This window comes from Nocardia exalbida NBRC 100660, from assembly GCF_000308575.1.
GTDB classification, from domain to species: domain Bacteria; phylum Actinomycetota; class Actinomycetes; order Mycobacteriales; family Mycobacteriaceae; genus Nocardia; species Nocardia exalbida.
In genome coordinates this window covers 24,388-38,070 of sequence record NZ_BAFZ01000053.1, presented here as the reverse complement: position 1 = coordinate 38,070, position 13,683 = coordinate 24,388, and the positions used below count along the sequence as shown (strand labels likewise).

13 protein-coding genes are annotated in these 13,683 nt (G+C 67.9%); 2 read left to right on the top strand and 11 right to left on the bottom strand.

Annotation, left to right across the window (positions count from 1 at the left end; translation table 11 throughout):
- Window positions 1-64: 64 nt before the first annotated feature.
- On the top strand, window positions 65-439 hold the full coding sequence (locus ON29_RS11955) for a MerR family transcriptional regulator (protein WP_040866293.1): 375 nt from the start codon (window positions 65-67) through the stop codon (window positions 437-439).
- Window positions 436-1,302 carry a TIGR03619 family F420-dependent LLM class oxidoreductase gene (locus ON29_RS11950; protein ID WP_040866292.1) on the top strand — a complete coding sequence of 289 codons (867 nt, stop codon included), beginning with the start codon at window positions 436-438 and terminating at the stop codon, window positions 1,300-1,302. The genes ON29_RS11955 and ON29_RS11950 overlap by 4 nt, the downstream gene beginning before the upstream one ends.
- Before the next feature lie 32 nt (window positions 1,303-1,334).
- Here ON29_RS11950 and ON29_RS11945 read toward each other — a convergent pair whose 3' ends face one another.
- The 11 genes from ON29_RS11945 to ON29_RS11895 all read right to left on the bottom strand — a co-directional run bounded on the left by ON29_RS11945 (window position 1,335) and on the right by ON29_RS11895 (window position 13,246).
- A complete protein-coding gene (locus ON29_RS11945) occupies window positions 1,335-1,835 on the bottom strand; it encodes a flavin reductase family protein (RefSeq protein WP_040866291.1) in 501 nt (166 codons plus the stop codon).
- A gap of 344 nt (window positions 1,836-2,179) precedes the next feature.
- Window positions 2,180-3,508: an MFS transporter gene (locus tag ON29_RS11940; RefSeq protein WP_051175121.1), complete on the bottom strand. Its 1,329-nt coding sequence runs from the start codon at window positions 3,506-3,508 to the stop codon at window positions 2,180-2,182.
- A 123-nt stretch (window positions 3,509-3,631) separates the two neighbouring features.
- Complete coding sequence (locus ON29_RS11935; RefSeq protein ID WP_040866290.1) at window positions 3,632-4,861, bottom strand: cytochrome P450 family protein; 1,230 nt, start codon at window positions 4,859-4,861, stop codon at window positions 3,632-3,634.
- A 10-nt stretch (window positions 4,862-4,871) separates the two neighbouring features.
- Window positions 4,872-5,963, bottom strand: a complete 1,092-nt coding sequence (locus tag ON29_RS11930) for a cytochrome P450 (protein ID WP_245548919.1) — start codon at window positions 5,961-5,963, stop codon at window positions 4,872-4,874.
- A gap of 380 nt (window positions 5,964-6,343) precedes the next feature.
- Window positions 6,344-7,636 carry a cytochrome P450 gene (locus ON29_RS11925; RefSeq protein WP_051175120.1) on the bottom strand — a complete coding sequence of 431 codons (1,293 nt, stop codon included), beginning with the start codon at window positions 7,634-7,636 and terminating at the stop codon, window positions 6,344-6,346.
- Window positions 7,637-7,937: 301 nt separating this feature from the next.
- On the bottom strand, window positions 7,938-9,164 hold the full coding sequence (locus ON29_RS11920; protein WP_040866288.1) for a cytochrome P450 family protein: 1,227 nt from the start codon (window positions 9,162-9,164) through the stop codon (window positions 7,938-7,940).
- Between the two features lie 14 nt (window positions 9,165-9,178).
- Complete coding sequence (locus ON29_RS11915) at window positions 9,179-10,450, bottom strand: cytochrome P450 (RefSeq protein ID WP_083863389.1); 1,272 nt, start codon at window positions 10,448-10,450, stop codon at window positions 9,179-9,181.
- Window positions 10,447-11,052, bottom strand: a complete 606-nt coding sequence (locus ON29_RS11910; protein WP_040866287.1) for a GTP-binding protein — start codon at window positions 11,050-11,052, stop codon at window positions 10,447-10,449. Before ON29_RS11910 ends, ON29_RS11915 begins: the two co-directional genes overlap by 4 nt.
- On the bottom strand, window positions 11,027-11,377 hold the full coding sequence (locus ON29_RS11905) for a DUF742 domain-containing protein (RefSeq protein ID WP_039805398.1): 351 nt from the start codon (window positions 11,375-11,377) through the stop codon (window positions 11,027-11,029). Before ON29_RS11905 ends, ON29_RS11910 begins: the two co-directional genes overlap by 26 nt.
- A 73-nt stretch (window positions 11,378-11,450) precedes the next feature.
- Entirely contained in the window at window positions 11,451-11,876 is a 426-nt protein-coding gene (locus tag ON29_RS11900) for a roadblock/LC7 domain-containing protein (protein WP_040866286.1), read from the bottom strand.
- A complete protein-coding gene (locus ON29_RS11895; RefSeq protein WP_040866285.1) occupies window positions 11,876-13,246 on the bottom strand; it encodes an ATP-binding protein in 1,371 nt (456 codons plus the stop codon). The genes ON29_RS11900 and ON29_RS11895 overlap by 1 nt, the downstream gene beginning before the upstream one ends.
- Window positions 13,247-13,683 lie beyond the last annotated feature (437 nt).

The following is a 13,683-nucleotide window of genomic DNA, read 5'->3' as shown; positions in this document are numbered from 1 at the left end:
GGCCGCTTGCCTTGACGTCGACGAGAAGGTTTAGCGTGGCGGTGACGGCGGCCAAGGAGGACGGATGCGCATCGGCGAACTGGCGCAGCGGGCGGGCACGAGCACCCGGGCCCTGCGGTACTACGAGGAACACGGTTTGGTGCGGCCGCGCCGCGCGGCCAACGGGTACCGCTCCTACGACGACGCGGAGGTGCGGATCGTGGCGAAGATCCGTGAACTGCTCGGCGCCGGGTTCGATCTCGACGACATCCGTCCGTTCGTCACCTGCTTGCGGGCGGGCAACGGCTCCGGAGACGTCTGCCCGGACTCGGTCTCCACGTTGCGGCGCAAGCTGGCCGAGGTCGATTCGTATATGGAACGGCTGGCGCAGGTGCGTCGTCATCTGAACGACCGGCTCGCGGCGGCCTGCGAGTTCGACCGGATCGAGCAGCCGAGGTGAGATTCGCGGTCAGCTACAGCACCCCCTTCTTCGGCGTCGACCCGGATCGGCTGATCGCCTACGCCCAGCACGCCGAACGCTGCGGATTCGAGGCGATCTACCTGCCCGAGCACGTCGCGCTGTACCCGGGCGCGACGATCGGGCCGATGGAGCTCACGCCGACGGTGCCGTTCGCCGACCCGCTCGACGCGCTGAGTTTCGTGGCCGCCGCAACGGATCGGATTCTGCTCGGCACCGCGGTGCTGCTGCTGCCCTATCACCATCCGGTGGTGCTCGCCAAACGCCTGGCGACGATCGACGTCCTGTCCAAGGGACGGATGCGCCTGCTCACGGTGGGCCTGGGCACGCTGCCCGGCGAGGCGCGGGCCGTTGGCGTCGATTTCGCCACCCGGGGCCGCCGAGCCGACGAGGCCATCGACGTGCTCCGGCTCCTGTGGTCCGGCGGCGCGGACGGGGTGAGCTTCGAAGGCGAGTTCTTCCGGTTCGAGAACCTGTGCAGTTACCCGCAACCCACCGGGGGCGGAACCTTGCCGATCCATGTCGGCGGATCGAGCCGCGCCGCCGCGCGCCGGGCCGGATCCCGCGGCGACGGCTACTTCCCGGGCGGAATGCTCGGGCCGGCCGAACGCGCCACCCAGCTGGAGATCGCCCACGCCGCGGCCGGTACGGCGGGCCGGGACCCCGGCGCGTTCGAATACACACGCTGGGGATCGATCGACATGCCCGCCGAGCGGGTCGAGGGAATGGCCGAACAGGGCGTCACGCGCATCGTTGTGAGCGCCGGTACGGGCGACCCGGAGCGCGCGCGCGACGAGTTGTCCGCCTTCGCAGCGCGCTTCGATCTTGCGAACGCACGAAGGTAGCGACCGCGCGCTCGTCGGCGCCGGAAACCTCCTCAGACGGCGTGGCCCGCAACGAGATCCGCTACCGAGTGATAATGCAGGGTCTCGGCGGCGGGTCGCCGCACGTCGCCGTCCTCGGGTTCCAGCAGCATTCCGACGTGATCGCCGAAGTCGTAGCGCTCACGGATGCGGGCGCTGAACCAACTGGGCACCGTGCTGAGCACCGGAATGCCATCGGGACCCGCGTGCCAGTCGCAGTGCACGAACTTGTCGATGTCGTCGCCGGTTTCACCGCCGAAAAGCCGCGCCAGCGACAGCTGTTCGCTGCCGAGCAAATGTACCGCGAGCCGCTCGGCGCGCTGCGCGACCCGGTAGGTGTGGTTCTTCTTGGACAGGCCGATCAAGAACCGGCGCGGCTCGATGCTGACCTGCGTCGCGAATCCGACGAGACAACCGGCGCGCCGGCCATCCGCCTGCGCGGTGACCAGCAGCACGGGATAGTCTGCCGCCGCGACCACCGCGTCGAACACTGCGGTCCGGTCTTCGGTAGCCATCGGTCCTCCCAGCGTGATGCAACGTCTTCCCCGGATGCCCGCGCGACCGTCGCGCAAACATGCCGGACCGGGCAGCGCTCACCCTACAACCGCGGCGGACGGTCGTCTGAGACGGCGACGCCGGAAGGGTGGGAAGCCCGGGTGACGGCCCGTGTAGATCGGCTCATTCCGGTCTACATCCCGTGGATGATAGTCCACCACAACGACTTACGCGCCGACACTGGAAACGCATGGTGGCGGTCGCCACATTGCGAGCGCACCGGTGCACTCGTCGGTCGACATGGCCCGTCGCCCCCTCCGGTTCAGCAGTGCCGGAGCCGACAGTGAGCGCCGCTGTCGGCAGATCACGGCTCCGGCTTCCGGCGCACCGGAACATCGCCCGCGCGCCCTCGCAGTGTCAGTACGCCTGCGGCGGCGGCGATCATGCACAGCCCCACCACCCAGAGCCCGGCGCGCTGGCTTCCCGTCGCGTCCCTCAGCCCACCGGTGACGTACGGCGCCACGAAACCACTGACGTTGCCGATCGAGTTGATCAGCGCGATGCCGCCCGCCGCGGCGGCACCGGTCAGGAAGGTGCCCGGCAGGGCCCAGAACGTCGGCAGCGCCGCGAGCACGCCCACCGCGCAGACGGTCACCGCCACCATCGCGGCGAACGGATCGCCGAGATACAGGGCCGCCGGAATGGCGAGGCCGCCGAGCAGCGCGGGCAGCGCGACGTGCCAGACGCGCTCGCCGGTCCGGTCGGCGTGCCGCCCCCACCACACCATCACCATCGCCCCGATCAGGTAGGGCACCGCGTTGATCAGCCCGCGCTGCACCACCGAATACCGCGTGCCGTACTGCTGCTGGAAGCCGTCGATGATCGTCGGCAGGAAGAAGCCGAGCGCGTAGAGGCCGTAGACGATGCCGCCGTAGACCAGGGCGAGCCCGAGCACCCGCGGATGGGTCAGCGCACGACGCAGAGTCCAGTGCTCGGCGCTGCGCAGCGCGGCCTGCTCGGCGGCGAGTTCGCCCGCGAGCCATTCCCTTTCCGCGGGGGCCAGCCAGGTCGCCCGCTCGGGACGGTCGGTCAGATAGAACCACGTCACCACCGCCAGCGCGATGGCGGGCAGCCCCTCGACCAAGAACATGAACCGCCAACCGCTGAGCCCGAAGACCCCGTCGCCGTACTGGATGATCAGGCTCGACACCGTCGCGCCCAGCGCGGTGGAGATGGGCACCGCGGTCATGAACAACGCCACGATCCGCGCTCGTTGCGCCTGCGGGAACCAGTAGGTCAGATAGAGCAGGATGCCGGGAAAGAAGCCCGCCTCCACCACACCCAGCAGGAACCGCAGGATGTACAGCACGGTGGCGTCGGGCACGAACGCCATCGCCGTGGCCACCAGGCCCCAGGTGACCATGATCCGGGCGATCCAGCGCCGGGCGCCGAACCGGTGCAGCGCCAAGTTGCTCGGCACCTCGAGCAGGAGGTATCCGACGAAGAAGATGCCGGAGGCGAATCCGAAGGCGGTCTCGGTGAGACCGAGGTCGTTCTTCATACCGCTGGGCCCGGCGAACCCGATGTTGACCCGGTCCAGGTAGTTGACGAAGTACAGCAGCCCGAGAAAGGGCACCAGGCGAATCGTGACCTTGCGCAGCGTAGCGCCGGCCACCTCGGTGGTGGAAACCATCAGCGCACTCTCGGCCCCGGACCACCGCTTCGTCAAGTGCGCCGCGGGAGAACCGCTCTCGCGCGAGCACGCGGGACCGGCCGCCTCGCGCCCCCGGCCGCCACCGGGGGCGCGTGTCCGCGGCTAGTCGGCCGGCTCCAGGTACACCGGAAGCCTGGCGTGTCCGTTGGAGATGAAGCTGGACACGGTGCCGAGTTCATCGGGTCCGGCCGCCAAGCGCATGTTCGGGAAGCGCTGGAAGAGCGCGGGCAGGGCGATTTCGGCTTCCAACCGGGCCAGCGGCGCGCCCAGGCAGTGATGCGCCCCGTACCCGAAGGACATGTGCTCCTTGGTCGCTCGCCGCACGTCGAACTCGTCCGCGGTGGCGCCGTGCAGCTTCGGATCGCGGTTGGCCCCGGCGTAGGACGCGAGAATCGGCTCGCCCTTGGCGATGCGCAGTCCGTCGATCTCGATGTCGTCGGCGGCGAAGCGCAGCGGAAGATGCGCCACGGGCGCCTCGTAGCGCAACGCCTCCTCGATCAGGTCGGTCCAGGTCGCCCGCCCGCCGGTCACCTCGGCGAGCTGGCCGGGGTGGGTCAGCAAGGCGAAAACGGCCTGATCCAGCAGGTTCACCGTGGTCTCGTGCCCGGCGCTGATGACCAGCAGCAGCGTGTCGATCAACTCCTGCTCGGTCAGCTGCGAGCCGTCGTCCTCGTCCCGGTGCGAGATCAGCAGGCTGGTCATGTCGTCACCGGGCGTTTCACGCCGGTAGGCGACGAGCTCACCGAGGATCCGGTACATCTCCAGATAGTTCGCCTGCGACTGTTCTGGCCCGAGCGAAGTGTCGAAGATACCGTCGACGCACGTACGCAGACCGGCGTTCAGGGACTCCGGGACGCCCATCAGCGCGCTGATCACCTGGATCGGCAACGGGTAGGCGAAGCCTTCCCTGAGGTCCACCGCTTCGCCCGCGGGTGTGGCCGCCAGTTCGCTCAGCAGGTACGCGGTGATCTGCTCGATCATGGCGCGCATCGCCTGGGTGCGGCGGTGGGTGAACGCGGGCGCGACGAGTTTGCGCAGTCTGCGGTGGTCCGCGCCGTACGCGGTGAACATGTTGTTCACCGCGACCCACGGCAACAACGGCCAGTCCTGGGGTATCTCACCGTTGACGAGCGCAGGCCAGTGCTGCTTGCCGTCTTTCGAGACCCTCGGATCGGCCAGCAACCGCTTGAGCAGATCGGCGTCGGTGACCGACCACGCCCGCACACCGCCCGGCAATTCGACGAGGGCCACCGGCCCGCGCGCGCGGATCCGCGCGGATTCACCCTGGATGTCGGCGCCTGTCGGGTCGAGGACGAGGGGCTGTGTGTCCATCGGGAACTCCTTAGAAGACGGTCAGCGGAGGGGATTTCGGAAAGACCACGGGCAGCGACACCAGCGCGCGGTGGAACGGGCCCGGCCGCCAGTTCAACTGGCTGGGCGGCACGGCCAAGCGCAGCTCGGGCAGCGCGTCGAGGATCTGATCGATCGCGTCCTGGACCACCAGGTACGCGGCCGATCGGGCGGGGCAGGCATGCGGCCCCACGCTCCACGCCAGATGCGCGCGGCTGTCGGTGCGCTGACCGACACCGATCGCGGGATCGTTGTTGCAGCCCGCCATGCTGATCACGACCGGCTGGTGCGCAGGCAGCCAGACATCATCGATGAGGATCGGCTGCTTGGGATAGCTGACGCAGTAGTTCGCCATCGGCGGGTCGTTGAACAACACCTCGTCGAGGGCGTCGCGGGTCGAAAGGCTCCCGCCGAGAAAGTCTCCCGCGAACCGTTCGTCGGTGAGCATCAGCAGCAGCGTGTTGACGATCAGGTTCTGCGTCGGTTCGATACCGGCGCCGTAGAGCGTGATCAGCTGGTGGATCATCTCCACGTCGTCCAGGCCCGCCTCGTGCCGCAGCAGCCGCGAGGTGATGTCGTCACCGGGGTCTTTGCGTTTCAGCTGCACGAGTTCGAACAGCGCGTCGGTGAGCATCGCGTTGCCCTTGTCCGCGTTCACGCCCTCGAAGATGGCGGCCATGCCGGTCGCGACCTGCTGGCCGATGTCCGCCGGGCAGCCGATCATGGCGTTGAGCACCGCGAAGCTGAGCGGGAACGCGTACTGGCTGATCAGATCGGCCGCACCGTCCTCGCAGAACGCGTTGATCAACTGGATGGCGATCTGCTCGATGGTTCCGTGCAGCGCGTGCAGATCGATCCCGGCGATGCTGGCGACGTTCGCCTGCCGGTAGCGCAGATGTTCCAGGCCGGAACTGCGCAGCGCGTTCTGCCGCCACTCCAGCATCGGCAGGACCGGGCACTCGCCGGGAACGTCCTTCTGCCAGGTGCGCGGGTCGGCCGGGAAGTGGTCGGGATCGTTCAAGATACGCAGCGCGGTGTGGTAGCCGATCACCAGCGTGGCGGGCAGGTTCGGCGACAGTTCCACCGGGACGAGCGGACCGTACTGTCGGCGCATCTCGCGGTAGGCCCGGTGCGGATCCTCGGCGTATTCCTGCGAATACAACGGGTAGCGAGGGCCGCTGCTATCGATCGGCGAGCTGTGCGTGACGGGGCACCCGTTCGCGAATGTGGACGGCGGGAAATGTGGCGTGGTCAAAGACGAAACTCCAGAGGAACGAACATTTCGACGAACGCGATCGCCCGGCGCGTGCGCGCCGCGACGGCGTAGGTCGACGTGATGCGGGGGAATCGGTGACAGGCCGGGGCACACGCACACCCTCATCAGCTGTGTGCACGACGACCTCTGAGCGGCAACCTCCTTCTGGGATCGGCATACGGCAGGGTCGGCTCGCCGGGCGGGGTCGGCTACGACGCCGAACCGGCTTCCGGCTGGTCCGTGAAGACCGGCAGGGGCGGGGATTCCGGGAAGAGGACCGGCAGGGCGGTCAGCGATCGATGAAACGGACCCGGCCGCCAGGTCAGCTCCTCGGCGGGGATGCCGAGCCGCATCTCGGGCAACGCGTCGAGCAACTGATCAATGGCATCCTGGGCGATCAGATAGGCCACCGACCGGGCCGGGCAGGTATGTGGCCCGACACTCCACGCGAGATGAGCGCGGTTGTCGGTGTACTGCCCGGTGTTGATCGCCGGGTCGTCGTTGCATCCGGCCATGCTGATGACCACCGGCTGGTGCGCGGGTAGCCAGACGCCGTCGATCAGGATCGGCTGACGTGGGAAGGTGACACAGTAATTCGACAGCGGCGGATCGGTGAACAGCACCTCGTCCAGCGCGTCCCGGGTCGATAGGCTGCCGCCGAGGAGGCCGCCCGCGAACCGTTGGTCGGTGAGCATCAGGCGCAGGGTGTTGACGATCAGGTTCTGCTGCGGCTCGATGCCGGCGCCGTACAGCATCAGCACCTGCTGGACCATCTCCGTGTCGTCGAAGTCGACGGGGTGACGCAGGATGCGGGAGACGATGTCGTCGCCGGGCTGGGACCGTTTGAGCGCCACCAGGTCCGCCATGGCGTCGTTGAACATCGCGTTGCCCCGCTCGGCGTCCACGCCTTCGAACATCGCCGCGAGCCCCATCGCCGCCCGCTGCCCGATGTCCGGCGGGCAGCCGAGCATGGCGTTGATCACCGCGAACGACAGCGGAAACGCGTATTGCGCGATCAGGTCGGCCGAGCCGTCCGCGCAGAAGCTGTTGATCAGCGGAACGGCGATCCGCTCCACCGTGTGGCGCAATGCGAACTGGTCGATCTCCTCGATGCCCGCGACCGTAGCCTGCCGGTATCGGGCATGCTCGGCGCCGGAGTTGCGGATCGCGGCCGGTCGCCACTCGAGCAGGGGCAGGACCGGGCAGTCACTGGGCACGGTCTGCTGCCACGTCCGGGAATCGGCGGGGAAGTGGTCGGGATCGTTCAGGATGCGCAGCGCGGTGTGATATCCGATCACGAGCGTCGCGGGCACCCCGGGAGACAGTTCCACCGGAACGAGCGATCCGTATCGCTCGCGTATCTCCCGGTAGACACGATGTGGGTCCGTCGCGAAATCGTCCGCGTACAGCGCGACCCGGGGGCCGTCGGCGCCGACCGGTGAACCGTGCCGGACCGGGCAGCCGCCGGAGTAGGACGATGCCGAGGACTGGGGGTGGGTCAAAACGTGACTCCAAAGTCGGAACGTTCGACGAGCAAGGGTGGGCGCACGACGGGTAGCTCCGGGTCTCGTGATCCGGATCGCCGTGCGGCGTGGCGAATTCGACACTACGCCGAATTTCGCTGGGGCAGAGCATATCTCGTGCGCCACGTTGGCGCGATCGGGTACTTTCCGCGTGCACCCGCCTTCGGCGGAACACCCGTGCCCGCGTATCCGCGAGGGATACGCGGGTTGCCGGGGACCGGGACAACGGACGACCGAGCCCTACTCGCGCACGTGTGATTCGAGATGCCGGTGCGGGCGACTAGTCCGCCTCCAGGAACACGGGCAACTCGGAATGGCCGTTGGAGATGAAGCTGAGCACGGGGCCCAGCTCGGACGGATCGGTCGCCAGGCGCATGTCGGGGAAGCGCCGGAAGATGGCCGGAAGGGCGATCTCGGCTTCCAGCCGGGCCAGCGGCGCGCCCAGGCAGTGATGGGCGCCGTAACCGAAGGCCAGATGATCCTTGGTCGGTCGCCGCAGGTCGAACTCACCCGCGGTGGCGCCGTGCAGTTTCGGATCGCGATTGGCCGCCACATAGGAGGCCAGGATCGCCTCCCCCTCGGGGATGCGGACACCGGCGATATCGATGTCCTCGACGGCGTAGCGCAGCGGCAGGTGCGCCACCGGCGCCTCGAAGCGCAGCGACTCCTCCACCACGTCCGACCACGGAATCCGGCCCGCCATCACGTCGGCGCGCTGCTCGGCGTGGGTGAGCAACGCGAAGATGGCCTGATCGAGCAGGTTCACCGTCGTCTCGTGCCCGGCGTTGATGACCAGCATCAGGGTGTCGACGAGTTCCTTCTCGGTCAGCTGGGAGCCGTCCTCCTCGTCCCGGCTGGCGATCAGCACGCTGGTGATGTCGTCACCCGGCGTCTCCCGCCGGTAGGCCACGAGTTCGCTGATCAACCGGTACATCTCGAGATAATTGGCCTGGGCCTCCTCCGGCCCGAAGGAGGTATCGAAGAATCCGTCGACACATTTCCGCACGCCGGGGCCCAAATGGTCGGGCACGCCCATCAGCTCGGTGATGACCTGGATCGGCACCGGATAGGCGTAGCCCTCGCGCAGGTCGACGGCCGAACCGCGCGGGGTCGCCGCCAGCCCGTCGAGCAGGTCCGCGGTGATCGCTTCGATGCGCGGTCGAAGCGCCACGGTGCGGCGGTGCGTGAACGCCGGTGCGACCAGCTTGCGCAGCCGCCGATGTTCGGTGCCGTAGGCGGTGAACATGTTGTCGACCGCCACCCACGGGTGCAGCGGCCACTCCTGGGTGATCTCGCCGTTCATGAACGCCGCCCAGTGCTGCCGGGGATCCTTCGACACGCGCGCGTCGGCCAACAGGGTCTTGAGCACGACGGCATCGGTGATCGACCACGCGGGCACCCCGCCGGGCAGTTCCACCAGGGCCACCGGCCCACGCTCGCGCAGCCGCGCGGCCTCGCCTTGGATATCGGAACCGGTCAGATCCAAGACTATCGGCTCTTGCGACATCGGGACGCTACTCCTTACACCATGTTCAAGGGAGGGGACTTCGGGAAGACGACCGGCAAAGCCGCCAACGCCCGGTGGAACGGACCGGGCCGCCAGACCACTTGATCCGCGGGCACGGCCAACTGCATTTCGGGAAGCGCGTCGAGGAGCTGGTCGATGGCTTCTTGGACGACCACCGACGCCACCGACTTCGCGGGGCAGGCATGCGGTCCGACGGCCCACGCCAGGTGCGAACGGTTGCCGGTGCGGTCACCGCCGCGGATCGCCGGGTCGTTGTTGCAGGCGGCCAGGCTGACCATGACCGGCTGATGCGCGGGCAACCAGGTGTTATCGATCAGGATGGGCTGGCGCGGATAGGTGATGCAGAAGTTCGCCATCGGCGGGTCGTTGAACAACACCTCGTCCAGCGCGTCGCGCGTCGACAGGCTGCCGCCGAGGACGTCGCCGCCGAAACGGTCGTCGGTGAGCATCAGCAGCAGCGTGTTGGTGATCAGGTTCTGCTGCGGCTCGATTCCGGCGCCGTAGAGGCTGATCAGGTTGGAGAGCATCTCCTCGTCGTTCAGATTGGCCGGGTGATGCGCCAGCCCGGACGTGACGTCGTCGCCCGGCTCCGCGCGGCGCTGATGGATCAGCTCCATCAAGGCCTCGGAGAGCATCTGCATCCCCTTGGCCGCCTCCACGGTGTCGAAGAGCATCGCCATGCCGGTGGCGACCCGCTGACCCAGTTCCGTCGAACAGCCGACGATCCGGTTCAGCACTTCGAAGACGAGCGGGAACGCGTACTGCGTCACCAGATCAGCGGATCCGACCTCGATGAAGGTATTGATCAGCGGAATCGCGATGCGCTCGACCATCGAGTGCACCTCGTGCAGGTCGATGGCATCGATACTCGTGGTGTAGGCGCCCCGGTAGCGGGCATGCGCGGCGCCGCTGTTGCGCAGGGCGTTCGGGTACCACTCCATCATCGGACGGATGGGCGAGTCCTCGGGGATGTTCTTCTGCCAGACGCGGGGATCGGCGGGAAAGTGCTCGGGATCGTTGAGGATCCGCACGGCTTCCTGATAGCCGATCACCAGCGTGGCGGGCACACCGGGCGACAGCTCGATCGGGACCAGCGATCCATGGCGCCTGCGCATCTCCCGGTAGGTCCCGTGCGGGTCGGCCGCGAAATCCTCCGCGTAGAGCGGGAATCTGGGACCGTCGGTGTCGATCGGCGATCCGTGCGCGACCGGGCAGGCGCCGATGGCTAGGTGTGGGGGGAAGGTCGAGGACTGTGGCGTGGTCAAATGCGAGACTCCAAACGGTGGAACAAGAATTCGACAAGCGTGATCAGTGAACGCAGGCACGTGCCTCGATCACGCGCGTCCAGCAACGTCAGCGGTGTGCCGGGTTCCAGGTCGAGGGCATCGCGCACCTCTTCCAACGGGTAGGGCCGCGCGCCTTCGAACTGATTGACCGCCACGGAATAGGGAACGCCACGTTCCTCGAGCACCGAGAGGACCTCGTCGGACTTCTCGATGCGGCGGGTGTCCACCAGCACGAGCGCGCCGAGGGCACCGCGGGCCAGCTCCTCCCACAAGGGGACGAAACGCTGCTGGCCCGGAGTGCCGAACAGGTAGAGCGCGAGCTTGGGACTGAGGGTGATGCGGCCGAAGTCCATCGCGACCGTGGTCTGCGATTTGCCGGGCAGTCCGGCCATGTCGTCCACGCCGACGCTGGCTTCGGTGATGGTCTCCTCGGTGCGCAGCGGCTTGATCTCCGAGACGCTGCTCACGAACGTGGTCTTGCCGACGCCGAAATTGCCGGCCACCAGCAGTTTCACCGAGCGGGTCACGGTCTCCGGCACGTAGTCGACGGCGCGATCAGACGGCGAGAGCACGGAGCCCATTGAGTACCTCCTCCAGCAGAGCGATCTCCGGCAGGGACTCGGCCGGGGTGGGAGTGACCAGGTGCCCGCCGTCCATGAGATCGGACGCGACGATCTTCACGACGGACGGCGGGAGGTCGAGATACGCCGCGATCTCGGCGATCGACAGCGCACCTCGACGGCTGCACAGGGCCATGACCCGGCGCGCATCGGGCGACGCGCCGGGGAGTGGATCTTTGGCGGTCAGGACCAAAGTAACCAGGTCCAGCTCGCGAGTGGGACGCGTACGCCCTCCGGTGCGCACATAGGCCCGGACCAGGTCCGGATCGCGCCGCGGCTTGCTCATGACGTCGCCTCGCTTTCGCTCGGCTCCGTGATGCGCAGCGGCGCAGTACCTTTGACTCGCTCGCTGCGCTCGATCATGGCATTTCGCTGCCGTCTACGCGCCTACGCGGCTGGCTGCCGAGCTCGCGTCCGACCCGGCCGGCCAACTCGTTCATCCGGTGGGCGACGAGGCCCACGTCGATCTCGTTGGTCGTCGCGACGCCGAGTAACGCCCCTTCGCCCGCCGCGGTGATGAGGATCATCCCCTGGTCGTACTCGGTTATGTTCTGCCGGACGCCATTCGTGGAATCGCCACAGAACTCGCCGAGCGCCTTGCCGAGCGAGCGCAGGCCGGAGGCCGCCGCGGCGAAGCGCTCCGCCTCGTCACGCGCGATCCCCGTGGAGTGCGCGATCCGCAGGCCGTCGTCGGACAGCAACACCGCGAACCGCACACCCGTGATGCTGAGATCTTCGAGTAGCCAGCCCAGTTTGTTGCTGCTGTCGGTCACGGGTGTGGCCATCAGGATGTCATCCCTTCCGTGTCATCAGATGCGGCGGCGCGGCCGCTCTTGGAGCCGGTATGCCAAGCTGCTGCGACCTCGGGGCGAGCGAGGCCCGGTTCGGTGCGCGGCCCGACCGGGGCGAGCGCGACCGTCCTGCGTCGTCGCTTGGGTAACCCGCCACTGGTGATCTCGCTCACCGTCAGCGAGTGCTCGTCCTCGCCGGACTGCTCGCTCGGCGCGTCCTGCGCGGGAACCGTCACCGGCTCCGGTTTGGCCTCGGCCACGGGCGCGACCTCCTGGACGTTCTGCGGGGTGACCAGCAGCGACTCCGGGATGTAGACCATCGCGCGCATGCCGCCGTAGACGTTCGGGCCGTCGATGTAGACGGTGAAACCGTAGCGACGAGCCAGCGCGGCGATACCCGGGAAGCCGACCTTCGGCGACGGGCCGAGCTGGTGGATGTCGACGGGCCGCTCGTGCGCGAGCACCTGGCGGGCCTCCTCCATCTGCTCGGCGTTCATCCGCACGCCCGCGTCATCGATGATGACGGTGACGCCGTGATGACCCTCCTGGAAGTTGACGTCCACGTAGGAGGTCGGCGGGGAGTACCGCAACGCGTTGTCCAGCAGGGTCGCCAGCGTGTGCACGAGCGGTTCCACCGCGCGGCTGATCACGATGCGATCGAGCTGGTTGGGCCGCACCCGCAGGTATTCGCGGACGCGGCCGATGGCGCCGCCGACCACGTCGGTCAGCGTCTGCGCGGGCCAGCGACGGCCGGGCAGACCACCGCAAACGATCACATAGGACTGCGCCTGACGGATCATCTGCTGCACGGTGTGGTCGATGCGGGTGAGGGTTTCGTACACCGCGTCGTCGCGATGCTCACGCAGCGCGGCGCTCACCACCTGGCTGACATCCGCGCCGAGGCTGACCACGGAGGTACCGAACGAGCGCACCGCGGCGCTGGTCGCCTGGCGCGACGCCGAGGCGACCTCGGTGCGCGCGGATTCCTCGGCGGCCTTGATCGCTTGCTGCGCCTCGTTGTTGGTCAGGTCCCTGGTCTCCGAGCGCATCAGGCTCAGATCGTCGGCGTACCGCTCGGAGATCCACCGCAGGATCTGCGCGAGCCGTGAATTCTCCATGCCCGCCTGGACTTCGACCGGGGGCACCTGCGACTCGAACCGGCGGATCGACTCGGCCACCGCGGGCAGCGTGGTGGCGGCGAACCGCTCGAGCGTGTCCTCCGTCGCGCGCTGTTCCCTGCTCACAGCCTCGAGCTTGGCCCGTTGAGCCCTGGCATACTGCACTGCGTACAACGCCCCCGCTACGGCGATCACCAAAGCGGCGGCGAGGATCCATGAAAGCACCACGGCGATATCTTGATTCATCAGTTCTTTCGTCGTTGACTGGTCTCGAGGAATCGGCCCATTGCCATCCTGCTTCGCTCGCCTTCCCTCGCCTGCCGACCATGAACGGACCGGTCGGTGGGGTCCGCGTCGGAGTACCGGAACCCCGCGACGGCACCGGCACTCATCGCGAGTGCCTACCGCACAGTGCCCGCAGGACAGGCGATTACACGTCAATCGCCGACCGCCCGGATCGTATCCGAACGGTAACCAGAATCCGACCAAACGCACATTAGCAGCATTCCGACGAAGTCTCTGCCGATCCCATCGACACTTTCTGTTTTCCCGGAGCTGGGACGATACGTGCCGGGGATCGCGACATAGCTGCGCAATAATGTTGGGCTGCGGTGCAACCCGCGGACGTTCGCCCTGCGTACGGGGCCGCACCCGGATGAGCACCGGGAACGGCACCGGCGGCG

Excerpts from the sequence above, each read along its gene's own strand:
- ON29_RS11955 (WP_040866293.1), top strand. The coding sequence starts at position 65 with ATGCGCATCGGCGAACTGGCGCAGCGGGCGGGCACGAGCACCCGGGCC.
- ON29_RS11945 (WP_040866291.1), bottom strand. The coding sequence starts at position 1,835 with ATGGCTACCGAAGACCGGACCGCAGTGTTCGACGCGGTGGTCGCGGCG.
- ON29_RS11940 (WP_051175121.1), bottom strand. The coding sequence starts at position 3,508 with ATGGTTTCCACCACCGAGGTGGCCGGCGCTACGCTGCGCAAGGTCACG.
- ON29_RS11935 (WP_040866290.1), bottom strand. The coding sequence starts at position 4,861 with ATGGACACACAGCCCCTCGTCCTCGACCCGACAGGCGCCGACATCCAG.
- ON29_RS11920 (WP_040866288.1), bottom strand. The coding sequence starts at position 9,164 with ATGTCGCAAGAGCCGATAGTCTTGGATCTGACCGGTTCCGATATCCAA.
- ON29_RS11910 (WP_040866287.1), bottom strand. The coding sequence starts at position 11,052 with ATGGGCTCCGTGCTCTCGCCGTCTGATCGCGCCGTCGACTACGTGCCG.
- ON29_RS11905 (WP_039805398.1), bottom strand. The coding sequence starts at position 11,377 with ATGAGCAAGCCGCGGCGCGATCCGGACCTGGTCCGGGCCTATGTGCGC.
- ON29_RS11900 (WP_040866286.1), bottom strand. The coding sequence starts at position 11,876 with ATGGCCACACCCGTGACCGACAGCAGCAACAAACTGGGCTGGCTACTC.
- ON29_RS11895 (WP_040866285.1), bottom strand. The coding sequence starts at position 13,246 with ATGAATCAAGATATCGCCGTGGTGCTTTCATGGATCCTCGCCGCCGCT.